A 25,259-nucleotide genomic window follows, 5' to 3' on the forward strand; every position below is an offset into this window, starting at 1 on the left:
GCGCCCTGCTTTGGTACTTTCGCCTGCAAATTATAATGGCAAGGTAGGACTTGCTATACTGTGTCCCCTCACGAATCAAATCAAAGGTTATCCATTCGAGGTTCTCGTCCCTTCAGGCCTATCTATCACCGGAGCAATCTTGGCTGATCAAGTTAAGAGTTTGGATTGGCGTGCGAGAAGCGTGGAATTGATATGTAGTTTGCCCAGTAGGACAGTCACTGAAGTGTTGCAGAAGCTTGGTACGCTATTGTTAGGATAGGGGTGGGTACAATCCGGGTACATGGGTTACACTTTCTTCCGGGTTGATGGGTTACAACATTCAACAATAAGCGGTCGCGTCGGCACCCGTTCGATAACATCCTTGATCTTCGAGACCTCCTCGTAGAATCTGCCGATCAACATGTCACAAAAGTATACGTTATGTATACCATCTTCTATCTCTTCAAATCCAATATATTCTTCTGCAAGGGTACTGCTTACCTGAATCCAGCGGTGTCTCCAGCGAATGCCTGAGTTCCTGCTTACCCGTCGTACTTCGAAGTGGGATGGATAGTCATAATGCTTGAGTCTTCTCGGCATCGTTCTATCTGAGGAAACATAGATTGATGACGGTGTTTTCATGCCAAGGGCCTCATGGGGTCTTTGAGTATTGTATTCTTCGCGGAAGGCATCAAAGCGTTGCTGCTGTGCAACAAGGTTCTTCTCGGGAGGGATGGTTGCTTCTTTCTTCAAGGTACGATGCATCCTCTCATGTTTGCCGTTTTGCTGGGGTTTGCCCGGCTCTATCTGTTCCGGGTATATACCCAGTTTGATCCACCAGACAGAGAGAGCGGATAACCTGGCTATGGCGCTTGAGGCAAAAGGAGTACCATTATCGGTACGTATCCTCTGAGGCAGGCCATATTCTCGGAAGAGTCTGGTAAAGTGGCGTTTCGTGTGGTCTAAGGAGATGGCTTCATGGCCATCACAACCTAAGAGATAGCGGCTATGCATATCGCATACGGTTAAGGGATAACAGTACAGACCGTTTCTCATCTTGAATTGGCCCTTATAGTCTGCCGTCCATATATCGTTGGGTTGATTTGTTGTTGTCTTCGGACATCCGGGATGTAAGCGGCGAAGTCTTCGTTTATCCGGTACAATGAGCCCGTTACGTTTTAAGATATCGGCCGTTGTTGAGATTGCCGGAAGGTCGGGATGGGAAGGAGCAAGAATCTCAAGGAGTTTCTTCGGTCCCCAGGTGGGATGCTTGAGACGGGCCTCAATGATGGCATTCATGATATCGGCATCCGTCTCATGGGGACAGTAATGAGGTTTGTGTGATCTGTCAGTAAGACCTTCTGCCCCATGTTTCTCATATCTCTTAATCCACTTGTATGCGGTCTTTCTGCTGATACAGAATTGAAGGCATAATTCGTTGACAGGGAAATATCCATCAAGATACTCTGAAATAAATCTGATTCTCTGGTCCATAACGGTAACTCCTTTCCAACCCATAGGCACCTCCTTGGTACCCATGAATCATACAAAAAGTGTTACCCATCAACCCAGAATAATTTGTTACCTATCTCCCCGTTCGGTCAGTGCAGCAACCACGTCCCGATCGAAGGTTATGTTGTTGGGGTTGTAGACCTGGATAAAAACGAAGAGATAAAATGGATACGTCTGATGAGGAAGCATATCTAACAACAGGGTTGAGGCTACACGCTACATATGCGCCTCACCTCTGCATGACAATTTTTGATATATTAAATCCTGACTCTTACAATTGAGTTACAGAAGTTGTATTTTTAGTATTATTTTCCTATGCAGAATCTTTCGAATATTTCATGTAAGATTTCCTCAGGGCAGGTTTCACCGGTAATCTCGCCAAGATAGAAAAGGGCTTCGTGGAGTTCAAAGGCTAAGAATTCCAGGGGTTCATCCTTTTCTTTACACATAATTGCCCTTTCTATCGCCTCTCTGGTTTTTATAAGGGCATCCCTGTGTCTTAGATTTGTTATGACCGTTTTATTGCTTTTGATACCTTTTCCCATGAGTTGTCCGTATATTGTGTCTTTGAGTGTATCAAGCCCCATGTCTTTTAATGCGGATATTTCAATCCACTTCAAGCCTCTTGTTTGCAATATCTCCCTTTCAAGTATTTGAGTCAGGTCTATTTTGTTGATTACAACCACCTTGTTTTTATCATCTATGTTCCTGTATATTTCTTCATCTTCTGCAGTATATTTTTCAGAGCCGTCAAGCACCCAGACAATAAGGTCAACTTTAGGAATCTTCCTGTGAACCCGTTCTATTCCTTCCTTTTCCACGATATCTTTTGGTTTCCGTAAGCCTGCCGTGTCAATTATCTTCAATTTAATACCTTTTATGTGAATCGTATCCTCTACCATGTCCCGTGTGGTTCCCGGCAGGGGGGTTACTATTGCCTTTTCATTTAAAAGAAGGGCATTGAGTAAGCTCGATTTACCAACATTAGCCCTACCTATGATTAAAACCTCGAAGCCGTGTTTGATCGCCCTGCCTTCATAATAGGAGTCTATCAACCCTTCAATCTTTTGTTTCGTTCTGTTCAGTGTCAAAAGTTGTTCTTCTTTGTTGACCTCTATATCTTCCTCTGGAAAATCTATTAGTGCTTCTATCTCGACAAGTATTCTTTTGATCTGTTCTTTTAAACCTTTAATCTTTTGTGATAGTGTACCACTCAGATACTCTACCGCATATTTCAATTCTTCATCCGTCTCGCTCTGAATAATGTCAAGAATAGATTCTGCCTGGAGTAGGTCAATTCTCCCATTTAAAAAGGCCCTTTTTGTGAATTCACCTGGCTCGGCAAGCCGTGCTCCATGTTGCATCATGAGGGATAGTATATTTTTCTGTGTTGCTAACCCGCCATGGGAATGAACCTCTGCTATGTTTTCCCTTGTGTAGGTATGCGGTGCATGCATGAATACTGCAAATACTTCATCTATTTTTTCTTTGCTTTCCGGATTTATTATGTAACCGAGGTATAATTTGTGGGATACAAATGTGCCTTTTTTTCTTTTGGCCTTAAAAACCTTTTTTAGTATGGAATGGGCAAGCTGTCCGCTCATCCTTATTATGCCAATGCCCCCCTCGCCTGGAGGGGTGGATATGGCACAGATTGTCTCAGCGGTTTCCATTTATATTTTTTCTGAGTGAGATGACAACCTTTTTGGTATGCCCTTCACCTTCACTCTTTGTTGTTATGTTTTTATTGTGCTTGAACAGGGTATGAATTACTCTCCTCTCATATGGGTTTAAGGGATCGGTTTTTAAACTTTTACCTGTTCTTTTTACCCTGTCTGCCAGCCTCTTTGCCATTATTGTTAAAGCCTTTTTCCTCTTTTCTCTGTAACCGTTTATATCAATGAGAACCTTCAAACCCTGTTTGTATCTTTTTGCAATAGCGAGCCTCAATATATACTGCAGGGCATCCAGTGTCTCACCATCCTTTCCTATAAGTATATCCCCGTTGTCACACTGTACAAGAAATATCAGTCTATCGTTGTAATGTGTTAGTTTTATATTGAAGGATAAACCAACAAATGTGCTTAATTCCTTCAGGAATTTTTCGCCGTACCCTTCCGGTGTATCAATTTCTTTCTTATTACCTTTTTCTTTTATCTTTGCTGTAATTCTCACCTTTTTACTTCCGAGTAATCCCAGAAAGCCCTTTGTATCAACTTCTTTAACTTCTATGTCAAGGTCTTTTTCTTCTGCATTTAATTCAATTGATGCCTTTTTAATTGCATCTTCATAAGTTTTCCCTTCAACTTCTATGGAGTCCATGTTGCCCCCTCAAGAAACCTTCTTGTTTATGTAGTATTGTTGAGCAATGGATATTACATTATTGACAAGCCAGTAGAGGACAAGGCCTGATGGGAAGCCCCAGAATAGAAAGGTGAAAAATATAGGCATGAATAACATCATCTTTTCCTGAATCGGGTCTGCGCTTGTTGGTGTCATTTTCTGTTGGATTACCTGTGTGACACCCATTACCAGAGGCAGGATTCTTATAGGCAATGAGTATCCGGCGATGCTAAATGAAAAGAGGTCTTCAGGCGCTGAAAGGTCATTTATCCAGAGCATAAAAGGTGCATGCCTGAGTTCTATTGCCCCTGAGAGTGCCTTATAAAGGGCAAAGAAGACAGGAATTTGAATTATCATGGGAAGGCATCCACCCATGGGGTTTATGCCTTTCTTTTTGTAGAGGTCCATCATCTCCTGATTTAATTTCTGCTTGTCATCTTTGTATTTTTCTTTGAGTTTTGAGATGATCGGCTGCATCTTCTGCATTTCTTTCATGGATTTATAACTCTTCACACTTAAGGGGTAGAAAATAATCTTGATGAGAATGGTGAGCAGGATGATGTCAATACCGTAATTGTGGGTAAGCCTGTTTGAAAGATTCAACTCAAGAATCAACGGTTTTGCGATAATATCAAACCACCCAAAATCTACAATCTTTTCGGCACCAACATTTAAATTTTTTAGTATATCTGATTTTTTGGGCCCAAAATAAAGTTTTCCTGAAAGTGTCCCTTTATCAAGGGTTGACCTCAGAACAGGGGTATTACTTTCTGTTTTTAGAATTGTGAGAGGGAATTTAGAATCCTCATCGGAAATCCAGATAAAGGCAAAAAAACCTTCATCGAGGCCTGCGTACTTATAGGTTTTTTCAATTTCTATATTTTTTTCTATCTTCTCTATCTGTCCAAATTTTTTTCCGTTAAACACAAATGGACCTTTAAATGTATAGCTTGATGGATTTTTGCCATTAATGACTGCAAAATCCATTAACGCCTTTTCTTTATCTGAAGCCTCTGTTTCAATTTTCATATCGATGATGTAATTATCAGGATAAAAGGTATATATCTTTTTTACTTGTTTTCCGTTGGTGAGGTTTCCAGTAAACACGAGTGTTTCTGGCTTATCCTGTATTGTTATATTTGTTTTGTCAGGTTTAAAATAGGTACGGTCATCTATAATCTCACCATCTACAACCTTAAATAACTTTGGAAGATAGATGTATGGCTTGATATCCTCTATAATTTCTTTTGGTTTGCTTTCTTTCACAAGTTCTTTATATCTTTTTAACTTTACGCTGCTTATACCGCCACCAATGTCTGTGAACGTGACCTTCAGGAGGGGTGTTTCTACTACAACGTCTTTTTGTGGTTTTATTTCAGCTTTTTCAATCTTTTTTGCTGGTGTATCCTTTTTTGCTGGGGAAACCTCCTTTTTATCGGTGATTTCCTTTTTTTCTTCAGTTTTCTGTTGTTGTTCTTTTGTCTTGGGTTGTTGTTTGGGGACAAAGTACATCTGGAAGAAAAACAATATTACTATAGTCAAAAACAGCGCTATTAAGGTCCTTTTTTCCATTCACTACCTCCGTTATTTTACAGGGTCGTATCCACCAGGGTATAAGGGATTGCATTTTAGAATTCTTTTAAAACCCAAAAAAATACCTTTGCAAATACCCTTTTTCTCTATCGCTTCCTTTATATAACAGGAACAGGTTGGGTGGAACCTGCATTCTGTAGGGATGTATGGAGATATAAGTATCCTGTATATGTCTAATATTATAACAATAAGTTTTTTCATTATAATGTCTTCATTCCTAATAGTTTCTGTAACTCTTCACTTGTATCTTTCCAGGTTAATTTTTGCGGTATCCTTTTTATCCTTATAAGATTATCATAATTGTCTATGAAAAGGTGTTTATTCAACCTGAAGAATTCTTTTATTAGCCTTCTTGACCTATTCCTGAGAACCGCTCCCCCTGCCTTTTTATTTATGGTTATGGCAATCCTTTTTACACAATACTTATTTTCGTTTCCCAAAAGTATAAAATGGCATGTTTCTCCATATTTTGTCCATTTTATACCTCTGAAATCACCCTTTTTCAATCTTTCATTTTTTGTTAGGGTATTTGCCATTGTTTTTAAAGCAGTTATGGGTGATAAGTTAATACTATTTTTAACTTCGGATTTCGGATTTTTAAATCAAAAATCAAAAATCAAAAATAATCAAATACCGAATTTTTCATTAGCCACTCCTCACTGATTCTAAACAGTGAGTCTTTTCCTTCCTTTAGCACGTCTTCTTCTGATTACTTCTCTTCCCGAAGCACTTTGCATTCTCACAAGGAAGCCATGTGTTCTCTTTCTGCTTTTATTGTGAGGCTGGTATGTTCTCTTCATTATTTCACCTCAGTATATTCTGAAGATATTACTTAAACATAAAATGTTGCGTAATGTCAATAATTGTGAATGCTTTATAGAATCCAGAATTGAGTCCCGCCCTGTGGGATTAGTAGTCAGAATGGGTGTAAAAGATTTTATTCTGGATCCTCACTTCTGGATTCTGGATGCTGTGGTTTTAATCTTGACTTTTTTAAAGGAAGACATGTAAAATTCACAGAATTTAATCTATTTTTAATTTCCTCGAAAGGAGTTTACATGAAAAAATATGAGCCTGATACTATTAGGAATGTAGGTATATTTTCGCATGGAGGGGAAGGCAAAACATCAATTGTTGAGGCTATGCTTTTTCTTTCAGGAGAGAATAACAGGCTTGGCAGGGTGGATGATGGATCATCATTAATGGACTATGAGCCTGAAGAGATTGAAAGAAAGATAACGATTTCTTCTTCGTTTGCATGTTTTGAGTGGGGCAAGAGCAAGATCAATTTTATTGATACACCCGGAGATGACAATTTCATATCAGATGCCAAGCTCAGTATGAGGGTTGTAGATGGGGCGGTTGTTGTGGTAAGCGCTGTTTCCGGGGTGAAGGTGCAAACAGAGAAGGTATGGCAGTATACCAATGAATTTTCTATACCAGCGTGTATTTTTATCAATAAGCTCGACAGGGAAAGGGCTGACTTTGAAAGAACAGTTGAAGATATTCAGAATAATTTTAAAGACAAAGCGATTTTAGTTATTCAACTGCCAATAGGTAAGGAAGGTAGTTTTAAAGGGGTTATAGACCTTCTTACAATGAAGGCGTATGTTTATAAAAATGACCTGTCCGGTAGTTTTGATAGCGTGGATATACCGAAAGAATTTTTGGATGAAGCAAATAAGTACAGGGAAAAACTCGTAGAGGCAGCAGTGGAGATGGACGATAAAGTTATGGAGCGCTATCTTAACGGAGATGAAATAAAGGAAGAAGAAATTGAGCGTTGCCTAAGGGAGGGGATATGGAACAGAAAAATAGTCCCTGTTATGTGCGGGTCTGCTGCCAAAAATATAGGTATTCAGATGCTGCTGGATAATGTGGTTAAGTACTTCCCTCCACCTACATATAAAAAAGAAGTAGAAGGGATAGACCCGAAAACAGGGAATAAAGTAAAAAGAGAAATGTCAGCAGGTAAGCCGTTCAGTGCTTTTATTTTTAAAACAATTACCGACCCATTTGCGGGGAAATTAACGCTTTTCAGGGTGTATTCAGGAGAGCTTCATCCTGATATGAGTGTCCTCGATATCTCAAAGGAGGAAAAAGAACGGATAGGACAGATATTTTACCTTGTTGGCAAGAAACAGAAGCCTGCAGGCTTTGCATCAGCAGGCGATATAGCGGTTGTAGCGAAACTGAAGGAGGCAGGAACAGGGGATACCCTGTGCGATGAGAAGGCACCCATTAAATATGAAGGGGTTGTGCTGACACCACCGCTCATATCTTTCTCTTTACACCCAAAAGCAAAGGGTGATGAAGATAAGTTAAATTCTTCCCTTCAAAGACTTATGGAAGAGGATCAGACGATAAGGTACACAAGGGACGAGCAAACAAAAGAGTTTCTATTGTCAGGTATGGGACAGGTTCACATAGAGGTGATAGTGGAGAAACTAAAGAGGAAATTTGGTGTTGATGTAGAGTTAAAAGAACCGAAGGTTCCTTATAAAGAAACGATAAAAGGTACAGCAAAGGTTCAGGGGAAATACAAGAGACAATCCGGTGGCAGAGGACAATATGGTGATACCTGGCTTGAACTTTCGCCATTACCAAAGGGTGCGGGATTTGAGTTTGTTGATAAGATAGTTGGAGGGGTAATTCCAAGACAGTATATACCGGCGGTTGAGAAAGGCGTGATTGAGGCGATGGAACAGGGCATGCTTGCCGGTTATCCAGTGACGGATTTAAGGGTTACCCTTTATGATGGTTCGTATCATGATGTGGATTCTTCAGAAATGGCTTTTAAAATAGCAGCATCCATGGGTTTTAAGAAGGCTATGGAAATGTCACATCCTGTGCTTCTCGAGCCTATAATGAAGATTGAAGTAATAGTTCCTGATGAAAATATGGGTGATGTGATGGGGGATTTGAATTCACGAAGAGGCAAAATCATAGGGGTTGAGACTAAAGGCAGCAGCCAGGTTGTAAAGGCTACTGTGCCTATGGCAGAGGTTTTAAAATATGCCCCCGATTTGAGGTCCATGACCGGTGGAAGAGGGACATTCACCATTGAATTTTCCCATTATGAAGAAGTTCCAGCCCATATAGCTCCGAAGATTATCGAGCTTGCAAAGAAGAGTAAAGAACAGGAGAAGTAAAAACTGAAGAGTAAGATGAGAGCAGTAATACAAAGAGTGAAAAATGCATCTGTTGAAGTAGATGGGAAAGTTGTTGGGGAAATAGGTCGAGGTTCACTTGTTTTTCTTGGTATAGGAAGAGACGATATTGTTCAGGATATCCAGTGGATGGTGGAAAAAATTGTTAACTTAAGGATATTCGAAAAGGAAAATGGCAAGTTCGATCAGTCCCTGTTAGATGTTGATGGTGAACTTCTCGTTGTTTCGCAATTTACCCTTTACGGAGATTGTTCCAAAGGTAGAAGGCCATCTTTTACTGACGCCATGGAGGTCAATGAGGCAAAAAAACTCTTTGACCTATTCGTAGAAAAGGCAAAGGCAAGAATAGGAAAAGTAGAAAGTGGTCTTTTTCAATCCTTTATGGATGTCTCGCTTATTAACGAAGGTCCTGTAACGTTTATTATAGATTCTAAGTTATAATCTTTATACTAATATACCCTTTTTACAACCTTTCGATCAATTACCTACAGATAATCCGGTGAAAAAGCTTGACAGAGTAAATGTGTGTGGTATTAAAATATCAGAACATATTAAAGAAGGGTGGAGTAAATATATTTTGTGAATAAATCAGGTTTGTAATGCCGGAAAAAAAGCAAAAGAAAGAGGTTCCAAATATAGACATTTATAAGGCATGGTGCAAGGCTTGTGGGATATGCGTTGCTTTTTGTCCTGCTGGTGCCCTTGCTCGAGACGAAGCAGGTTACCCTTATGTGAAAGAAATTGAGAAATGTATAAATTGTGGGTGGTGTGAAATAAGATGTCCCGATTTTGCTATTACTGTCGAGCAAAAGAAAAAACATGAAAAGGGAGTAAGGGAGAAAGTTGAGAAAGAAAGTTCATAAAGAGAAACTACTTCAGGGCAATGAAGCTATTGTGGAGGGCGCTCTCCGTGCTGGTTGCCGGTTTTTTGCAGGTTATCCTATAACTCCGGCAACAGAAATCTCTGAGCTATTGTCAGTAAAACTGCCCAAAGTGGATGGAACATTTATCCAGATGGAAGATGAGATTGCAAGTCTTGGTACTGTAATTGGTGCTTCTCTCGCTGGGGTGAAATCGATGACTGCAACAAGCGGTCCTGGTTTTTCGTTGATGCAGGAGAATTTGGGGTTTGCAATCATCGCTGAAGTTCCATGTGTTATTGTGAATGCAATGCGAGGAGGACCAAGTACAGGGCTCCCCACATCGCCTTCTCAGAGCGACGTAATGCAAGCCAGATGGGGGACTCACGGTGATCATCCAATCATAGCACTCTGCCCGTCGACAGTTAAAGAGTGTTATGACCTTACTATTAAAGCTTTTAATTTTTCTGAAAGGTTTCGTAACCCTGTAATAGTCCTTGTTGACGAAGTTGTAGCCCATATGAGGGAGAAAATAGACCTGTCTGATGAGGATGAGGTTGAAATAATCAATAGGGTAAAACCTACAGTTCCACCAGAATGGTATATCCCGTATGAAGACACTCCCAGGGGAGTACCTGCAATGGCTAATTTTGGTGAAGGCTACCGGTACCATGTTACCGGGTTGACCCATGATATTAGAGGATTCCCAACTTCAAGGCCCGATGAGATAGACCCTTTTATCAGGAGGCTTTTTAGAAAGATCAGCCAGAATTACTCTGAAATTCAAATAGGGGAATTCTTCCAGACCGATGATGCTGATATTACAATCATTGCTTATGGTTGTGTTGCCAGGTCAGCAAAGAGGGCAGTTATTGATGCAAGAGAGAGAGGGATAAAGGTGGGTCTTCTCAAGCTTAATACAATATGGCCCTTTATGAGGGCTCAGGTGGAGAAGGTCTTAAGAACCTCAAAGACCATTATCGTTCCTGAGATGAATATGGGGCAGATTTCCAGAGAGGTTAAACGGGTCAATAAAGGTGATGCAAAGGTTTTTACCCTCAACAAAATAGACGGGACGATTATTACACCCCAGGAGATATTGGCCAGAATCAAGGAGGTATCTTGATGGCTGAAATAACCAAATTGATCCATAAATACTTGAGACATGACAAGAAATTTCCTCATGTCTGGTGTCCTGGTTGCGGGATTGGGATTATGTTAGGCGCCCTTATCAGGGCAATTGACCGGACTGGTTATACCAAGGATGAAATTGTTATGGTCTCAGGTATTGGTTGTACAGGAAGGCTACCAGTCTATGTCGATTTTAATACCCTTCACACTACCCATGGTAGGGCACTCACCTTTGCTACAGGTATTAAGCTTGCAAAACCGAGCCTTAAGGTTATTGTAATCATGGGCGATGGTGATGCGGTGGCAATTGGGGGGAATCATTTCATACACGCTGCCAGGAGGAATATTGACCTTACTGCAGTAATCCTGAACAACAGTGTCTATGGTATGACAGGTGGGCAATACTCACCCACAACGCCTTATGGAATGAAATCCACAACCACGGTATATTCTAATGTAGAGCAGGCCTTCAAGATATCAGAATTAGCAGTTACTGCCGGTGCAGTGTTTGTTGGAAGAGGGACAGTTTACCATGCAAAGCTTCTGGACAACCTGATGGAAAAGGCATTTTTAAAAGTGGGTTTTTCCGTTGTTGAAGTTATTGCCCATTGCCACACCCAATATGGAAGGCTAAACCGTATGGGTTCAGCAGTGGAGATGATGCAGTGGCAGCGGGATCATGCCGTGACTGTTGAGAAGGCTAACCAGATGAAGGAAGAGGAGCTAAAAGATAAGTTTCGGATAGGTGTATTGGTGGATAGAGAGCTTCCAGTCTATCAGGATGAGTATAATAAGATAAGACAGTGGTCTAAGGGGGTAGATAAAAAGTAGATATGGGTTTTCGTTACGATATTCGCTTGAGTGGTTCAGGGGGGCAGGGATTAATTCTGATGGGGATTATTTTAGCAGAGGCAGCCGGAATTTATGATGGAAAGTTTGTTGCTCAAACTCAGAGTTATGGACCGGAGGCGAGAGGAGGTTCAAGCAAGGCAGAAGTGGTTGTGAGCGATGAGGAGGTTGATTATCCCAAGGCGCTGAAGCTGGATCTTCTTCTTGCCATGAATCAAAAGTCTTGTGACGACTTTTATATGGATCTCAAACCAGAAGGCGTACTGATCGTAGATTCTACCTTTGTTACACAGGTTCCCACATCAAAGGCATACCAGATTCCCTTTACCAGGATTGCCCGGGAGAAGTTTAAAAGGGAAATGGTAGCAAACATCATTGCCCTCGGTGCAATTACAAAGTTAACCTCTATTGTTACGCCAAAGGCTATAGAATCTGCTGTCCTTGCAAGGGTGCCTGTGGGGACAGAGAAATTGAACCGTGATGCGTTAAGGGCCGGCATGACTGCAGCAAAAAGGTTTAAAAAGAATATTGCGCCCCAAACGGTTAGTGATTGGGCAGATGAAGATACATGAGTATCAGGCTAAGGCATTATTTAAAGAATATGGAATCCCAATTCCACATGGTAATTTAGCAAGAACCCCACAAGAAGCTTATCAGGCAGCAACAGATATCGGAACAAGCCCCCTTGTTCTTAAGGCGCAGATCCATGCTGGTGGTAGGGGTAAGGGGGGAGGAATAAAGATAGTTCATAGTCCAGGAGAAGCAGAGGAAATAGCTTCATGGCTCCTGGGGACAAGACTCATTACTCCGCAGACAGGTGAAGAAGGAAAGCCAGTGGAGAGCTTACTGGTGGAAGAATTGCTTGATGTGAAAAGGGAGATATATTTGGGTGTGGTTATTGATAGAGTGAAGGTATGCCCAACGGTGCTTGCAAGTGCAGAGGGCGGTATGGAGATTGAAAAGGTCGCAGCAGAGATACCCGAAAAGGTGTTTACCGAGGTGATAAATCCAGCAGTTGGCTTAAGGCCCTTTCAGGCAAACAGGTTATCCTTTTCTCTGGGGCTTGATGCATCGCTTGCACGAAAGTTCAGCGGGATTATTATAAATCTATATCGCCTTTTTATTGAGAAGGATTGCTCTCTTGCAGAAATAAACCCCATTGTAGTGACAAGGGGAGGGGAAGTAGTAGCCCTTGATGCAAAATTAAATTTTGATGACAACGCCCTTTTTAGACACCAGGAAATATCATCCTTAAGGGATACCTCTCAAGAAAACCCGCTGGAAGTAGAGGCATCAAAATATAACTTGAACTATATCAAATTAAAAGGCAATGTGGGCTGTATGGTTAATGGGGCAGGTCTGGCAATGGCAACGATGGATTTGATAAAACTGGTCGGTGCTGAGCCTGCAAATTTTCTTGATGTTGGAGGAGGGGCTACAGTTGAAATGGTTAAACAGGGCTTAAAAATTCTTCTTTCTGATGCGGATGTTAAGGTAGTTTTTATAAACATATTTGGCGGTATTTTGCGTTGTGATACCCTGGCGAAAGGGGTGGTTGAGGCTGCGGAGGAATTAAGAATTAATCTTCCTATGGTTATCAGACTGGAGGGGACAAATGTAGAAATAGGGCGTAAAATTCTTGCAGAATCAAACCTCTCCTTTACCGTGACCCAGGAGATGAAAGATGCGGCTGAGAAAGTAGTAACCGCACTTGCAACCTTACAATGAACGGATTGAAAATTGATTAATAACCAATCACCAATAATCAAGCTCCAAATAATTACCAATAACCAATCACCAAAAGTTTGGTTATTGACAATTGTGTATTGGATATTGTCTGGTTATTGAAATTTGATTATTGGTTATTCATTACAGAGGAATGTTTGAGCATTATCGTTGATGAACATACAAAAGTTGTGGTACAGGGTATTACAGGTAATGAAGGGGTTTTCCATACAAGACAGATGGCAGAGTATGGAACAAAGGTGGTGGCAGGGGTTACGCCAGGACGAGGGGGCCAGACATTTGATGGAATCCCTGTTTTTAACACTGTAAAAGATGCTATAAAGGTTACAGGGGCGAATGCATCAGCAATCTTTGTCCCCCCTCCTTTTGCTGCAGATGCTATAATGGAAGCGGTTGAAGCAGGGGTTGAAATTGTTGTATGTCTCACTGAAGGAATCCCCACCCTGGATATGATTGCTGTGAAACAGTATATGAAAGGAAAAAATATACAATTGATAGGTCCCAATACCCCGGGTGTTATCTCGCCGGGAAAATGCAAGATCGGGGTTATGGCTGGTTACATTCACATGCCAGGAAGGATGGGCATCACCTCGAGAAGTGGAACCCTCACATATGAAGTGGTAGCCCAGCTTACCAGAATGGGAATAGGTCAATCAACCTGTATAGGCATAGGAGGAGACCCGATTGTTGGTCTTTCTTTTGTAGATGTGCTTCAACTATTTGAGAATGATAAAGAAACAGAGGCAGTGGTAATAATTGGTGAGATTGGTGGCAGGGCAGAGGAGGAAGCAGCGGAGTATTTTAGTAAGTATATAACCAAACCTGTAGTTGCGTTTATTGCAGGTATTACAGCCCCGCCCGGAAGACGTATGGGTCATGCAGGTGCTATCGTATCCGGTGGGGTAGGAGATGCCAGGTCAAAGATCAAAACACTGGAAGAAGCAGGCATTACAGTGGTTAAAAATCCCGCGGAGATAGGAGAAACGTTAGCAGACGTGCTACGCACGATACATGATACATAATACACTATGCAGGATAGACAAGGGACGAAGGACGAGGGGTGCATTTTTCGACCGTCATAGTGATATAAGCTAATGGCGGGGGCGGTCATCTGTTGTCCAGGCGTAGAGGTTGTCCATCAGAGGGCTAATAATGAAGGTTATTGATTTTCATTTACATGTGGGTACAAAGGAACACTGGACGCCCTGGGTAATAGATTACTTCAGGCAGAACAATCCTTCTTACTATGAAAATTTTTCAGAAAATATTACGCCAGAGGGTGTTGCATCTTACCTTAAGACACAGGATGTGGATAGAGCAGTGGTGCTTTCAGAATATGCGCCAAAAGCCACAGGCGTTGTGACGAATGAATTTACATCCGAATTCTGCCGGAACCATAAGGAATTAATTCCTTTCGGGTCTATATGCCTGTATAATGGGATTGCCCTTGAGGAACAGGCTGAAAATGCGGTTAAAAATCTGGGGATAATGGGTTTCAAGATGCTTCCCACCTATGCCCATTTTTATCCAAACGATGAGAAACTTTTTTCCTTTTATGAAACGGTTCAGCATTTAAAGGTTCCATTAATATTTCATACTGGGACATCAATATTTAAAGGTTCGTTGGTTAAATATGGTGACCCGCTTTTCCTGGACGAAGTGGCTCAGGAATTCCCTCATATCAAGATTATTCTTGAACATGGAGGCCGTCCTTTCTGGTATGAGAAGGCATACTGGCTTGTAACACGTCATAAGAATATTTACATAGGGATAACCGGGATTCCTGCTAAACATCTTCTAAGGATTTTTCCAAACCTTGAGAAGTGTCAGGATAGGTTTATATTTGGAAGCGATTGGCCGGGTGTGCCTGATATTAAACCACTAATTGAAAGGGTATATGGCCTTCCCCTCAATAATGAGATTAAAGAAAGAATATTAGCAAAGAACGCCTTAGATGTACTTGGACTTTCTTGAACTTTACTATTGATACCTTGGTTTCTATAAAATAAAATATGTGTTATAATTAGTTTGTTTAGGATTAGAAAGAGAAAGTATTTAAGGGGAAGGTCAAATGGGTTTTGTAAGAGAAGCTGCTGTTAGTGGAACATTTTATCCAGATAACCCCAAAACCCTCCAGAGAGATGTTGAGAGCTACCTGAATAATGTTTTCCCTGATACGCTAAGAGGGGATGTCATCGGGGTTATTTCTCCCCATGCAGGCTATATGTATTCAGGGCAGGTTGCTGCTTATGGTTATAAGGCTATAATGAATAGGACATACGATACGGTTATCATAATAGCACCGAGTCACAGGATGTATTTTGATAGTGTGGCAATATTGGAGCAAGGAAGTTACAGAACGTCCCTTGGAATGGTGGATGTAGATGAAGAGATTGCGGTTGAGATTTTTAAAAAGGATAGGTTGGTAAGTCCCAATGTAGAAGCCCATAGAGGAGAACATTCACTTGAAGTTCAGCTACCTTTTTTACAGACTGTGTTGAAAAAGTTCAAAATTATCCCTTTGATCATGGGAAATCAGGCTTTTGATATATGTGAGAAATTATCAATATGTATATATGATGTTATAAAGGACAAGAATAAAAAGTTTTTAGTTGTTGGGAGTACTGACCTTTCCCATTATAATCCTTATTTTAATGCAGTGGAGCTCGATACTGTGATTGTGAAACATCTTGAAGATTTTGATACACCTGGTATGATAAAAGATTTAGAAAGTAATAAGTGCGAGGCCTGTGGAGCAGGTCCTATGGTCACAACCATGATGTTGTCAAAAAGGCTTGGCGCCACAAATGGTAAGGTTCTGAAATATGCAAATTCTGGGGACGTATCCGGGGATAAGAGCAGCGTAGTTGGTTATGTATCAAGTGTGTTTTATAAAAAACATGAACAATGAAGGAGCAGGTTTAACATGAGTCTTTCTGATGAGGAAAAAAGTCAGCTGAAACAAATGGCAAGGGATACAATTGAAGGTGTTCTTTTTGGCAAAAAGGATATATCTTATACAATACCAGAAGCATTGAAGGTGAAGGCAGGTGCTTTTGTTACACTTAAGAAAAAAGGCGAATTAAGGGGTTGTATAGGATATATAAGAGGTATTTTACCTCTTTATGAAACCGTGAAAGAAGTAGCCTTGCAGGCAGCCTTCCATGACCCGAGATTTGATTCGGTTGACATGGGTGAGTGGAACAAGATTGATTTAGAAATATCTGTGTTAACACCTATGAAGAAAATAAAAGATATAGAGGAAATAGAGGTAGGAGTACATGGTCTTTTTATTGAAAAAGGCTTGCATTCAGGTCTTTTGCTTCCTCAGGTTGCAACAGAAAATAAGTGGGATAAAATTACCTTTCTTGAGTATACATGTTACAAAGCAGGGCTTCCAAAGGATGCTTGGCAGTCTGAGGATACAGATATTTATATTTTCTCTGCAGAGGTATTTTAAAAGAACTTTTAAGGAGCAAAAGGATGATTAATAAGAACATGTCAATTGAAGAGGTTGTGAAAAGATACCCAGAAACCATCCCCATATTTGAAAGATATGGACTGGGTTGTGTTGGGTGTCAGGCTGCTCTTTTTGAGAATATTGAACAGGGTGCTGAAATTCATGGTATAGATCTCGAAGCTTTGATAAATGATCTCAATGGGGTAGCAAAAAAGGGTTGATGTCAAAAAAATCAGCTACCAGTCCCGCCTCCGGCGGGATCAGCGATCAGCCATTAAACTGGCAAGTCTTCAAGATAGCAAGCTAAAGTGCTGATTGCTGATAGCTATTGGCTGAATTTTTATGGGTAAAATATATACAGTAATTTTGGCTGCAGGCATCTCCAGCAGGCTTGGTTTCAACAAACTTACCTTAAAAATAGATGGACAGACAGTAATCCGGAGATCCATAGTCCCCTTTTTAACGGGGGGTATCGACAGGGTCTTTGTAGTCACAGGTCCTGAAGAGGATAGTATTAAGAAGGAACTTGAGGGGTTTACTCTAAAATTTATTGAGAACCCATACTATATGGAAGGCATGTCTACGTCAATAAAGGCGGCATTACCTTTTATTAGTGATGCGGATGGGGTATTTTTTCATCTTGGGGATAAACCGTTTGTTAAGCAAGAGACAATAAACCTTATGTTGGGTTTATATCAGAATGGTAATGTCAACATGGCTGTCCCAGTATATAAGAATGTAAAAGGGCATCCAGTGCTTATGTGTGTAAACCCATACATTGAAGAAATGAGGTTGCTTAAAGGTGATAAGGGCCTGAGGGAAATCATAGAAAAACATTTAAAGGATGTGTTATTTGTTGAAGGCGATGAGGGAAACGTATTCGATATTGATAATATTGAAGATGTAAATATTCTAAAAGAGAGAGGGTACAAAATTGAAGAAGGTTAAGATAGAAGAAGCTCTTGGAATGATACTTGCCCATGACATTACTGAAATCATACCCGGGGAGAAAAAGGATGTGGCATTCAGGAGGAGGGAAATCATAAAAAAAGAGGATATTGATAAACTTTTAGACCTTGGAAAAAGATATGTATATGTATTTGAGGGTGAGGTAAGGGGTGTCCATGAGGATGAGGCAAGCTTAAGAATTGCCAGGTCTATAATGGATAATAATATGGAGACTATCCCACCGAAAGAAGGCAAGGTGGGTATAAAGAGTAAGGTTAAAGGCCTTTTTTATGTGAGTGACAGGTATCTTTATGAAATAAACAGGATTAAGGATGTGCTTTTAAGCACTGTTCCCAATAGACATCCCGTGAAAGAAGGAGACATAGTTGCTGCAACAAGGATTATCCCCATCTACATAAAAGAAAGGGAATTAAAAAAGGTTGAAAGGGTAGGGGAAAAGGGTGTTATAAAAATAAGTCCATTTAAGTCCCTCAGGGTAGGTCTGGTAATCACCGGGAACGAGGTGTATACCGGCAGGGTAAAGGATGGTTCTTATGTTGTAGAGGAGAAACTGAAAGATTATGGGCTTGAGGTAATAGATAAAATGATAACCCCTGATGACATTTCTGCAATTAGGGATGCTATTTTTAAGCTTTTCAATAAGGATGCTGAAGTTGTCATAACGACTGCAGGGCTTTCTGTAGACCCGGATGATGTGACAAAAGAAGGGATAGAATCGACAGGGGCTAAGGTATTGTTCTATGGGACACCCGTTTTCCCCGGTGCCATGTTTCTTGTTGCACGCTTGAAAGGGAAATACATTTTGGGTGCACCTGCTTGTGTATATTACAACAGGTATACAGTGTTGGATATAATACTTACAAGAATTATGGCTGGAGAGAAAATACACAAGAATGACATGGTGAAGCTATCGTATGGTGGCTTGTGTTTGAATTGTGATGTGTGCCATTACCCTACGTGTTTTTTTGGAAAAGGACCATGATGGGAAGAAAAATTTCAAATTTCAAATTTCAAATTTCAAATTTAAAAATTGTCGTCAAGGGGGCGGGTGAGATGGCAACCGGTATCGCTCACAGGCTTTTTATGGCAAATATCCGTAATATTTTGATGACAGAGATACTAGAACCGCTAAGCGTGAGAAGAACTGTTGCATTTTCTGAAGCTGTATATAAGGGAGAAATGGATGTGGAAGGTGTTGAGGCAGAGCATACTGAGAGTTTTGATAATATTTTTGAGGTTTGGAAAAGAAATAAAATAGCTATAATGGTGGACCCTAAATGGAAGATTATTAAAGAATTAAAACCTGATGTTGTAATTGATGCTATCATGGCGAAGAGGAATACAGGGACGAAGAAAAGTGAGGCATCTCTTGTAATTGGTGTAGGACCTGGTTTTATAGCCCCTTCAGATGTTCACGTTGTTGTGGAAAGCAACAGAGGGCATAACCTTGGCAGGGTTATATACAATGGTTCTGCAGAACCTCATACAGGGATACCAGCACCTACTGAGGGGATTACCCATGAGCGGGTTCTCAGGTCACCACATGCCGGAAAGATAAAACACGTGAAAAAAATTGGAGATGAAGTTAAAAAAGGCGATGTTGTACTCTATATAAATGGGACACCTGTTCCCGCATCTATTAATGGTTTACTCAGAGGTCTTATTCGTGAGATAAATGTTGGAATAAATGAGAAAATAGGGGATATAGACCCGAGGGGAAAGAAGGAGTATTGCTTTACTATCACAGAGAAGGCAAGGGCTATCGGTGGGGGTGTACTTGAGGCAATTATGCACTTTGAGAACCAGTAGGTAGTAAACAGTAGGCAGTAAACAGTAAGCAGAAGGCAAGAGCTGCTTACTGCATACTCCTTAGTGCTTACTAAAATATGAACAGGGAGTTGTTGATGGACTTATACGGGATCATTGAACAATACATCAAAAACGGACAGAAAGGAATACTCGCGTCTATTATATACAGGGCTGGCTCTGCCCCGAGAGATGTGGGGGCAAAGATGTTTGTGGGTGAAGATGGAAAGGCTTTTGGGACCGTTGGTGGTGGCAGGCTTGAAGCTGATGCATACAAGGAAGCACTGGGCATGATGAAAAAGACAGAGACGAAGATACTGCATATCAGGATGGATGCCAGGACGATAGAAGAGGAAGGGATGCTTTGCGGAGGAAATGTAGATATACTTTTGGAACCAATACTCAAAAGGTATAGCGAGGTATACGAGGGAATTAGGTTACTTGAGAAAAAAGGGAAAAGGGGCATTGTTGTCACAAGGTTCGGACAGAATATCTTTTCCAAGACTCTTATTAGACAGGATTTAGAAATTATTGGCGATCCGCTGGACAGAGAAACCGTTGAGAGACTGAAAGATTATTTATATGAAAAGAAGCCTGTGGTCGTTGATGGGGAAGTGGTTGAAGCGATACAGGTATCTTCTCCATTATATATATTTGGAGCAGGACATGTGTCGCAGTTCCTTTCAAAGATAGCAAAAATAGTAGATTTTCATGTTACAGTGATTGACGACAGGGAAGAATTTGCAAATCGGGAGAGATTTCCCGAGGCCGATGAAGTGATCGTTGAAGATTTTACAAAAGTATTCAACCGTCTGGATTTCACAGGGGATGAGTATATAGCGATACTTACCAGGGGTCATAGATACGATGCAGAGGTGCTTGAGGAGTCCCTTAGAAAACCAGTAAAATATATAGGAATGATTGGGAGCAAAAGAAAGGTAAAGATGGTTTACGGCCATCTCAGGGAATGCGGTTTTGATGAAAAGACCTTAGATGGCGTACATGCACCTATTGGCATTCACATTAATGCTGAAACACCACAGGAGATAGCCATTAGTATAGTTGCAGAACTTATAAAAGTAAGAGGAGAGCAACAGGATGTTGGTTGACGAAATATTCCCTGATGAAAACACGGAAATAATAGAGCCTGATATAGAGAAAAGCCTGCCAACCCCTTTTGACCCTCTGAAGAAGTATCTCTCCGAGGTATCGAAATACCCGATTCTTTCAAGGAATGAGGAGTTGAGGCTTGCCATGAAGGTATACAAGCACAAAGACAGGGAAGCGGCACAAAAACTTGTTATTTCGAATCTCAGGCTTGTTGTAAAGATATCCCTTGAATATTATAGTACATACCTCAATATCCTTGACCTTATCCAGGAAGGAAATGTGGGATTACTTCATGCGGTGAAAAAATACAACCCCTATAAGGGTACGAAATTTTCAACCTATGCCTCCTTCTGGATAAGGGCTTATATATTAAAATATATCATGGATTCCTGGAGTCTTGTAAAGATCGGAACTACACAGAGTCAGAGAAAATTATTTTACAGGCTGAATAAAGAAAAACAGAAGCTCGAAGCCCTCGGGGTCTATCCCGCCCCTCAGCTTCTTGCGAGTACCCTTGATGTAAAAGAAAAAGAGATAGAGGATATGCAGAAAAGGCTGGCCTATACCGATGTTTCTCTTGAAGCCCCTCTTTATGAAGAGAGCGAAGATACTGTTATGGATATGATTAAAACGGATGAAAACATAGAGGATGTAATTGCAGACAAAGAAAGGGGCGAAATACTCTCAGGAAAGGTCATGGAATTCAAAAAAACACTTAACGAGAAAGAGGTATATATATTTGAGAAACGTATAATGGCTGAAGAACCTATGACCCTTCAGGAGATAGGAGCTAAATTTAAAATTTCACGGGAAAGGGTCAGACAGATTGAGAAAAAAGTTTTGAACAAATTCAAGGCAAGATTTAAAGGAGAGCTTAAAGAGCTCGATTATTAATAGTTTATTTTTTAGCCATCAGCTATTAGCTTTCAAAAATACTGCATACTCCTTACTGCATACTGCTTACTTTATCTTTCTGATAATGTCTCTGACATCAAAATGCTATCAGTTGTCCGAGCCTGAGACTTAATGTGCTATAGTATGAGCTGAATAACAGCACGCCAATAATTATTAATAGTATTCCCATAACCTTCATGGAATAACGCACAATGTGACTAAATTTTTTTAAAAGAGTAAACAATCTATCAAAGATAAGAGCAGATATAATAAATGGTATGGCGAGACCCAGGGAGTAAAGGCTTAAAAGGTAAATGCCTTCCAGTATGTTTTGTGTGGTTGAGGCTATGATAAGTATTGAGGAAAGGGCAGGCCCAACACATGGTGTCCAGCCGACAGAGAATGTTATTCCTACAATGAAAGATCCCAGGAGGCCTACAGGTTTTTCCTTTAAGTGGATGATTTTTTCATGATTTAGCATGGGTATTCTTATGATGTTCAGGTAATATAACCCCATTAGTATCAGAATAAGCCCCCCGAATCTCATAATATATGTCTGATATGTGGATAAAAATTTTCCGATCAGCGAGGATGATATGCCCAGCGATACAAATACAACAGAAAATCCAAAAATGAAGGATATGGAATGTATTAACACGATTTTTCTGTATTTTTTAAATTCAAGTTCATTATAATTATCAAAGGTTATGCCGCTTATGAAGATAAGGTATGAAGGGACAAGTGGTAAAATGCATGGGCTGAAAAAGGACAGCATACCTGTTGAAAAGGCTACAATGCTGGTGAAGTCAATAAAGGAGATGAGACCGGTAAAAATCATTGAAGCTATAATATTTGTTTTTCTGTAGGGTTGTCAAATGAAATATGCCTCTATTGATATTGGGACTAATACTGTTTTGCTTTTGATAGTTGATGCAGGTAAAGATGTGCGGGATGTCCTTGACATATCTACCATTACAAGGTTGGGGGAGGGTTTAAAGAAAAGGGGCAACCTTTCGAAAAGGGCAATGACACGGACATTCTCAGCCTTAAAAAACTATAAAGAACTTGCGGAAAGACATGGGGTTAAGGGTGTTTACTGTGTGGGAACGAGTGCTCTGAGGGAAGCAAAAAACAGTGAAGCCTTTTTAAGGCTGGTGAAAGATAAACTGGGTATCTCCATCAGAGTAATAAGTGGGTACGAAGAGGCTTATTATACGTATCTTTCAATAAAACATGATGAGCGGATGAAGGGAGAGCAGTTCATCATCATTGATATCGGTGGTGGAAGCACAGAAGTTATAAAGGGTAATAGAGAGGAATTTACAAATTTTGTCTCCTTACCAATAGGTTCTGTGAAACTAACCGAGATGTTTGTCAGGCATGACCCTCCAGAAGATAATGAAATTGCATCTTTAACAGGTTTTATCAGAGAAACAATTTCATTTCCTTTTGATGGAAAGAATTGCAGGGTCATAGGAACTGCCGGTACAATAACAAACCTTGCGAGTATTATTCTCGGCCTTGAAAATTATGACAAAAGCAGAATCCATGGCCTTAATATATTGTATAAAGATATTGGAGGTGTGATAAAGAGATTGAAGGCTATGACAACACCTGAAAGAAGGGCAATCAGGGGCATGGAGAAGGGTAGGGAGGATATTATCCTCCAGGGTATTATTCTTTTGAAAGAAATTATGTCGTACTTCAAAGCGGATGAGATAATCGTAAGCGCAAATGGCGTGCGGTATGGGGTTATTTATGAAAAGCTGGGATCCCTTCTCCAATAGGATATATTCTGTGGTTTGATATTCCCTTTCTTAAGAAAAAGAAGCGATTCGTAAGCTTCCAATATAATTACAGAAAAAGTAATTTATTTGCAATGTTTTTAGGCATCAATTCCTTGACAAACCACCCTTACCAATTATAAAATGGGATCATATGTAGAATAAGGTTAAAAAATAAGTTATGTGAATGAATAGAACCAAATGAAAGAAATGAAAGTCACTAAGGACCAAAAAGACAATTGGCCGTCTTTCAAACAAATTTACGATTGTTTGAGACATTATGGGCCTGCCACATGCGTATCATCCAGAGGAACAAAATATACCGTTCGTGCTGAAATCACCGCTGGCCGCCCGACAATCATAGGCTGCCCACGTACCGGAGAAGTGAGGATCCATGAAGACTGCTGGGGACAGCCCCTTACTTGCCAAAGGACGAGGGCTGGCGGAATTTATAACGGCGATCCATCAATTTTTGACTGGTTCAACAAAAAAGCCGATAAGGCCACATAATGATTGGTAGGTATATGAAAATAGGGGCATTTGAATTCAGATACATATGTGCTATCGACCCGGAGCGAAATCTGGACGGTTCTGTAAAGCAGTACATGCCACAATCAAGGTACAAGAACAAGAACAATTTGTCTCTGAACAGCTACGGGAAAGGCCCATTTTGTAGGTTTAAGACACCAAACGGCCACAAGGTAAGCGGTGTATATGCCGTTGTCGTTGAAGGAGAACTCAAATATATTGGGGAGTGTTTGAATCTATCGTCACGTTACAATATGGGCTACGGAATCATATCCCCGAGGAACTGTTACGTGGGTGGACAAGAAACAAACTGCCGATTTAATAATCTGATATATCAGGCAGCCGACGCAGGCCGTAAAATATCTCTGTGGTTCATTCCAACCAAGGACTATAAGGCTATCGAAAGTAAGTTGCGGATTTCTGAGCAGGCTGAGTGGAATAGAATTTGATTAGTATTACATAACGAAACAATGCAGCCGATCGCTTGCAGCTCCGGCTGATTTTTGTGTTATATGCAACAATTACTTAAAAATACGAGGAATGAATTGTCTGATCTATCAATAATTGCCCCTATATGGCTTACTGAGTGGATGGAAGTACACAAGATTACCTTATGGGGTGCGGCAGATCTTCGGGATTTTTCCACACCCCAGGATGAAACAGGACAAAGATTTCCTTTCGCTCTTTCATGGGCTATTCCAATGAACCCCCAAATAATGGTCAGTATCCAGAATGGGCCTAACCAAACATACGTTGATGAATATGCCAAAGTGAACAATCATATCAATGAATTATCAGCAGCATTAGCAGCCGAAATCAAAGTCAGAGGTTTTCGATCCAAACCGCTGGCGGCTTCGGATCGTACCGATACGGTTAATATCAAAGGGGATTTTCCCCACAAAACAGCAGCAACAAGAGCAGGGTTGGGCTGGGTAGGTCGTCATTGTCAACTTATAACGCGCCCGTTCGGATCATGGATTCGATTGGGAACCGTTTTCACCGACATTAAACTTCCGTGTGGGCCGCCAAAAGAGAGAAACTTCTGCGGTCGTTGTACACGCTGCGTAGAAGCCTGTCCTGCAAAAGCATTGAAAGGCAACGCATGGTATCCGGGATTGCCACGTGAAGAGATATTGGATGTTTGGGCATGTGATCAATGGAAAAAGGAACACTACTTTCATTATCACAGTGGGCATAACTGCGGAATTTGCTCAGCAGTCTGTCCCCATGGATTAAGAGTGCTGAAAAAGAAGTCTGATAAAACATAAGATTTTGTATATACAATCAATATGCATATAACAAGCCGCTTGAGTGGACGGCAAAAACACCACCACTCAGCTTAATCGTTATGCCATGGTCGATCATATCTATAATTCATTGTTGGAAAAAATGGGGGTGAATCATGTCTTCTTTAAAGTTAACCAAAACCGAATTTTGGGAAGGGGTTAGCGGCCTACACTCAAAGGGCGAGAGATTTTACTCACTTGTACGGAATGTAAAAATGGGGTCAGGCTTTGAAATATAA

General features: G+C 40.7%; 29 protein-coding genes. 21 read left to right on the forward strand and 8 right to left on the reverse strand.

The genetic code is table 11. From position 1 onward, the window contains the following. Positions 1–259, forward strand: a 259-nt coding sequence (locus tag NTU69_05940) for a type II toxin-antitoxin system PemK/MazF family toxin (GenBank protein MCX5803061.1), incomplete at its 5' end; no start/stop codon positions are given. Positions 260–285: 26 nt separating this feature from the next. Here the strand turns inward: NTU69_05940 and NTU69_05945 are convergent. From NTU69_05945 to rpmH, 7 genes are all read right to left on the reverse strand, one after another. Next, entirely contained in the window at positions 286–1,497 is a 1,212-nt protein-coding gene (locus tag NTU69_05945) for an IS481 family transposase (GenBank protein MCX5803062.1), read from the reverse strand. A 299-nt stretch (positions 1,498–1,796) separates the two neighbouring features. Further along, positions 1,797–3,164 (reverse strand): tRNA uridine-5-carboxymethylaminomethyl(34) synthesis GTPase MnmE, encoded by a 1,368-nt coding sequence (gene mnmE / locus NTU69_05950; protein ID MCX5803063.1) that lies wholly within the window; start codon positions 3,162–3,164, stop codon positions 1,797–1,799. Beyond that, positions 3,151–3,813 (reverse strand): protein jag, encoded by a 663-nt coding sequence (locus NTU69_05955; protein ID MCX5803064.1) that lies wholly within the window; start codon positions 3,811–3,813, stop codon positions 3,151–3,153. Before NTU69_05955 ends, mnmE begins: the two co-directional genes overlap by 14 nt. A gap of 9 nt (positions 3,814–3,822) precedes the next feature. Continuing rightward, the gene (gene yidC, locus NTU69_05960; protein ID MCX5803065.1) at positions 3,823–5,406 is read right to left on the reverse strand and encodes a membrane protein insertase YidC; all 1,584 of its coding nucleotides are present in this window, start codon (positions 5,404–5,406) and stop codon (positions 3,823–3,825) included. Positions 5,407–5,418: 12 nt separating this feature from the next. Continuing rightward, entirely contained in the window at positions 5,419–5,628 is a 210-nt protein-coding gene (gene yidD, locus NTU69_05965) for a membrane protein insertion efficiency factor YidD (protein MCX5803066.1), read from the reverse strand. Further along, a complete protein-coding gene (gene rnpA / locus NTU69_05970) occupies positions 5,628–5,963 on the reverse strand; it encodes a ribonuclease P protein component (protein ID MCX5803067.1) in 336 nt (111 codons plus the stop codon). The genes yidD and rnpA overlap by 1 nt, the downstream gene beginning before the upstream one ends. 129 nt (positions 5,964–6,092) lie before the next feature. Beyond that, positions 6,093–6,227 carry a 50S ribosomal protein L34 gene (gene rpmH, locus NTU69_05975; protein ID MCX5803068.1) on the reverse strand — a complete coding sequence of 45 codons (135 nt, stop codon included), beginning with the start codon at positions 6,225–6,227 and terminating at the stop codon, positions 6,093–6,095. 258 nt (positions 6,228–6,485) lie between these two features. On the opposite strand from rpmH, the gene fusA reads away from it, so the two are divergent. From fusA to NTU69_06060, 17 genes are all read left to right on the forward strand, one after another. Next, positions 6,486–8,579 carry an elongation factor G gene (gene fusA, locus NTU69_05980; protein MCX5803069.1) on the forward strand — a complete coding sequence of 698 codons (2,094 nt, stop codon included), beginning with the start codon at positions 6,486–6,488 and terminating at the stop codon, positions 8,577–8,579. A gap of 15 nt (positions 8,580–8,594) precedes the next feature. After that, positions 8,595–9,038: a D-aminoacyl-tRNA deacylase gene (dtd, locus tag NTU69_05985; protein ID MCX5803070.1), complete on the forward strand. Its 444-nt coding sequence runs from the start codon at positions 8,595–8,597 to the stop codon at positions 9,036–9,038. A 158-nt stretch (positions 9,039–9,196) separates the two neighbouring features. After that, complete coding sequence (locus NTU69_05990; protein ID MCX5803071.1) at positions 9,197–9,460, forward strand: 4Fe-4S dicluster domain-containing protein; 264 nt, start codon at positions 9,197–9,199, stop codon at positions 9,458–9,460. Beyond that, positions 9,441–10,583 (forward strand): 2-oxoacid:acceptor oxidoreductase subunit alpha, encoded by a 1,143-nt coding sequence (locus NTU69_05995; protein MCX5803072.1) that lies wholly within the window; start codon positions 9,441–9,443, stop codon positions 10,581–10,583. The genes NTU69_05990 and NTU69_05995 overlap by 20 nt, the downstream gene beginning before the upstream one ends. Further along, entirely contained in the window at positions 10,583–11,419 is an 837-nt protein-coding gene (locus NTU69_06000) for a 2-oxoacid:ferredoxin oxidoreductase subunit beta (protein ID MCX5803073.1), read from the forward strand. The genes NTU69_05995 and NTU69_06000 overlap by 1 nt, the downstream gene beginning before the upstream one ends. A 2-nt stretch (positions 11,420–11,421) precedes the next feature. After that, complete coding sequence (locus NTU69_06005; GenBank protein ID MCX5803074.1) at positions 11,422–12,009, forward strand: 2-oxoacid:acceptor oxidoreductase family protein; 588 nt, start codon at positions 11,422–11,424, stop codon at positions 12,007–12,009. After that, positions 11,996–13,165 carry an ADP-forming succinate--CoA ligase subunit beta gene (gene sucC / locus NTU69_06010; GenBank protein ID MCX5803075.1) on the forward strand — a complete coding sequence of 390 codons (1,170 nt, stop codon included), beginning with the start codon at positions 11,996–11,998 and terminating at the stop codon, positions 13,163–13,165. Before NTU69_06005 ends, sucC begins: the two co-directional genes overlap by 14 nt. A gap of 155 nt (positions 13,166–13,320) precedes the next feature. Further along, positions 13,321–14,205, forward strand: coding sequence for a succinate--CoA ligase subunit alpha (sucD, locus tag NTU69_06015; protein MCX5803076.1), 885 nt, complete (start codon positions 13,321–13,323; stop codon positions 14,203–14,205). A gap of 130 nt (positions 14,206–14,335) precedes the next feature. After that, positions 14,336–15,157, forward strand: a complete 822-nt coding sequence (locus NTU69_06020; protein MCX5803077.1) for an amidohydrolase family protein — start codon at positions 14,336–14,338, stop codon at positions 15,155–15,157. Positions 15,158–15,254: 97 nt separating this feature from the next. After that, a complete protein-coding gene (gene amrB / locus NTU69_06025; GenBank protein ID MCX5803078.1) occupies positions 15,255–16,094 on the forward strand; it encodes an AmmeMemoRadiSam system protein B in 840 nt (279 codons plus the stop codon). Positions 16,095–16,109: 15 nt separating this feature from the next. Continuing rightward, the gene (gene amrA / locus NTU69_06030; protein MCX5803079.1) at positions 16,110–16,643 is read left to right on the forward strand and encodes an AmmeMemoRadiSam system protein A; all 534 of its coding nucleotides are present in this window, start codon (positions 16,110–16,112) and stop codon (positions 16,641–16,643) included. Positions 16,644–16,666: 23 nt separating this feature from the next. Next, positions 16,667–16,864, forward strand: coding sequence for a DUF1858 domain-containing protein (locus tag NTU69_06035; GenBank protein MCX5803080.1), 198 nt, complete (start codon positions 16,667–16,669; stop codon positions 16,862–16,864). Positions 16,865–16,985: 121 nt separating this feature from the next. Further along, positions 16,986–17,591 carry a nucleotidyltransferase family protein gene (locus tag NTU69_06040; GenBank protein ID MCX5803081.1) on the forward strand — a complete coding sequence of 202 codons (606 nt, stop codon included), beginning with the start codon at positions 16,986–16,988 and terminating at the stop codon, positions 17,589–17,591. Beyond that, complete coding sequence (locus NTU69_06045; protein ID MCX5803082.1) at positions 17,578–18,594, forward strand: molybdopterin-binding protein; 1,017 nt, start codon at positions 17,578–17,580, stop codon at positions 18,592–18,594. Before NTU69_06040 ends, NTU69_06045 begins: the two co-directional genes overlap by 14 nt. Then, positions 18,594–19,421: a selenium-dependent molybdenum cofactor biosynthesis protein YqeB gene (gene yqeB / locus NTU69_06050; protein MCX5803083.1), complete on the forward strand. Its 828-nt coding sequence runs from the start codon at positions 18,594–18,596 to the stop codon at positions 19,419–19,421. Before NTU69_06045 ends, yqeB begins: the two co-directional genes overlap by 1 nt. 95 nt (positions 19,422–19,516) lie before the next feature. After that, entirely contained in the window at positions 19,517–20,527 is a 1,011-nt protein-coding gene (locus tag NTU69_06055; GenBank protein ID MCX5803084.1) for an XdhC/CoxI family protein, read from the forward strand. Further along, complete coding sequence (locus tag NTU69_06060; GenBank protein ID MCX5803085.1) at positions 20,517–21,422, forward strand: RNA polymerase factor sigma-32; 906 nt, start codon at positions 20,517–20,519, stop codon at positions 21,420–21,422. Before NTU69_06055 ends, NTU69_06060 begins: the two co-directional genes overlap by 11 nt. Before the next feature lie 97 nt (positions 21,423–21,519). Here the strand turns inward: NTU69_06060 and NTU69_06065 are convergent, their stop codons facing one another. Next, positions 21,520–22,260: a cytochrome c biogenesis protein CcdA gene (locus NTU69_06065; GenBank protein MCX5803086.1), complete on the reverse strand. Its 741-nt coding sequence runs from the start codon at positions 22,258–22,260 to the stop codon at positions 21,520–21,522. 37 nt (positions 22,261–22,297) lie between these two features. Here NTU69_06065 and NTU69_06070 point away from each other — a divergent pair, with 37 nt between their 5' ends. The 3 genes from NTU69_06070 to NTU69_06080 all read left to right on the forward strand — a co-directional run bounded on the left by NTU69_06070 (position 22,298) and on the right by NTU69_06080 (position 25,002). After that, complete coding sequence (locus NTU69_06070; GenBank protein ID MCX5803087.1) at positions 22,298–23,209, forward strand: Ppx/GppA phosphatase family protein; 912 nt, start codon at positions 22,298–22,300, stop codon at positions 23,207–23,209. Between the two features lie 506 nt (positions 23,210–23,715). Then, complete coding sequence (locus NTU69_06075) at positions 23,716–24,183, forward strand: hypothetical protein (protein MCX5803088.1); 468 nt, start codon at positions 23,716–23,718, stop codon at positions 24,181–24,183. 141 nt (positions 24,184–24,324) lie between these two features. Further along, entirely contained in the window at positions 24,325–25,002 is a 678-nt protein-coding gene (locus tag NTU69_06080) for a 4Fe-4S dicluster domain-containing protein (GenBank protein MCX5803089.1), read from the forward strand. The last annotated feature ends 257 nt before the right edge of the window (positions 25,003–25,259 follow it).

The sequence above is a fragment of the Pseudomonadota bacterium genome (genome assembly GCA_026388215.1).
In the GTDB taxonomy this organism is placed as follows: Bacteria; Desulfobacterota; Syntrophorhabdia; order Syntrophorhabdales; family Syntrophorhabdaceae; genus JAPLKF01.

Bases quoted from the DNA above. Each gene is read 5' to 3' on its own strand.
- NTU69_05945 (MCX5803062.1), bottom strand. From the start codon at position 1,497: ATGGGTTGGAAAGGAGTTACCGTTATGGACCAGAGAATCAGATTTATT.
- mnmE (MCX5803063.1), bottom strand. From the start codon at position 3,164: ATGGAAACCGCTGAGACAATCTGTGCCATATCCACCCCTCCAGGCGAG.
- NTU69_05955 (MCX5803064.1), bottom strand. From the start codon at position 3,813: ATGGACTCCATAGAAGTTGAAGGGAAAACTTATGAAGATGCAATTAAA.
- yidC (MCX5803065.1), bottom strand. From the start codon at position 5,406: ATGGAAAAAAGGACCTTAATAGCGCTGTTTTTGACTATAGTAATATTG.
- yidD (MCX5803066.1), bottom strand. From the start codon at position 5,628: ATGAAAAAACTTATTGTTATAATATTAGACATATACAGGATACTTATA.
- rnpA (MCX5803067.1), bottom strand. From the start codon at position 5,963: ATGGCAAATACCCTAACAAAAAATGAAAGATTGAAAAAGGGTGATTTC.
- rpmH (MCX5803068.1), bottom strand. From the start codon at position 6,227: ATGAAGAGAACATACCAGCCTCACAATAAAAGCAGAAAGAGAACACAT.
- fusA (MCX5803069.1), top strand. From the start codon at position 6,486: ATGAAAAAATATGAGCCTGATACTATTAGGAATGTAGGTATATTTTCG.
- dtd (MCX5803070.1), top strand. From the start codon at position 8,595: ATGAGAGCAGTAATACAAAGAGTGAAAAATGCATCTGTTGAAGTAGAT.
- NTU69_05990 (MCX5803071.1), top strand. From the start codon at position 9,197: ATGCCGGAAAAAAAGCAAAAGAAAGAGGTTCCAAATATAGACATTTAT.
- NTU69_06000 (MCX5803073.1), top strand. From the start codon at position 10,583: ATGGCTGAAATAACCAAATTGATCCATAAATACTTGAGACATGACAAG.
- NTU69_06005 (MCX5803074.1), top strand. From the start codon at position 11,422: ATGGGTTTTCGTTACGATATTCGCTTGAGTGGTTCAGGGGGGCAGGGA.
- sucC (MCX5803075.1), top strand. From the start codon at position 11,996: ATGAAGATACATGAGTATCAGGCTAAGGCATTATTTAAAGAATATGGA.
- NTU69_06020 (MCX5803077.1), top strand. From the start codon at position 14,336: ATGAAGGTTATTGATTTTCATTTACATGTGGGTACAAAGGAACACTGG.
- amrB (MCX5803078.1), top strand. From the start codon at position 15,255: ATGGGTTTTGTAAGAGAAGCTGCTGTTAGTGGAACATTTTATCCAGAT.
- amrA (MCX5803079.1), top strand. From the start codon at position 16,110: ATGAGTCTTTCTGATGAGGAAAAAAGTCAGCTGAAACAAATGGCAAGG.
- NTU69_06035 (MCX5803080.1), top strand. From the start codon at position 16,667: ATGATTAATAAGAACATGTCAATTGAAGAGGTTGTGAAAAGATACCCA.
- NTU69_06040 (MCX5803081.1), top strand. From the start codon at position 16,986: ATGGGTAAAATATATACAGTAATTTTGGCTGCAGGCATCTCCAGCAGG.
- yqeB (MCX5803083.1), top strand. From the start codon at position 18,594: ATGGGAAGAAAAATTTCAAATTTCAAATTTCAAATTTCAAATTTAAAA.
- NTU69_06055 (MCX5803084.1), top strand. From the start codon at position 19,517: ATGGACTTATACGGGATCATTGAACAATACATCAAAAACGGACAGAAA.
- NTU69_06060 (MCX5803085.1), top strand. From the start codon at position 20,517: ATGTTGGTTGACGAAATATTCCCTGATGAAAACACGGAAATAATAGAG.
- NTU69_06065 (MCX5803086.1), bottom strand. From the start codon at position 22,260: ATGATTTTTACCGGTCTCATCTCCTTTATTGACTTCACCAGCATTGTA.
- NTU69_06070 (MCX5803087.1), top strand. From the start codon at position 22,298: ATGAAATATGCCTCTATTGATATTGGGACTAATACTGTTTTGCTTTTG.
- NTU69_06075 (MCX5803088.1), top strand. From the start codon at position 23,716: ATGATTGGTAGGTATATGAAAATAGGGGCATTTGAATTCAGATACATA.
- NTU69_06080 (MCX5803089.1), top strand. From the start codon at position 24,325: ATGGAAGTACACAAGATTACCTTATGGGGTGCGGCAGATCTTCGGGAT.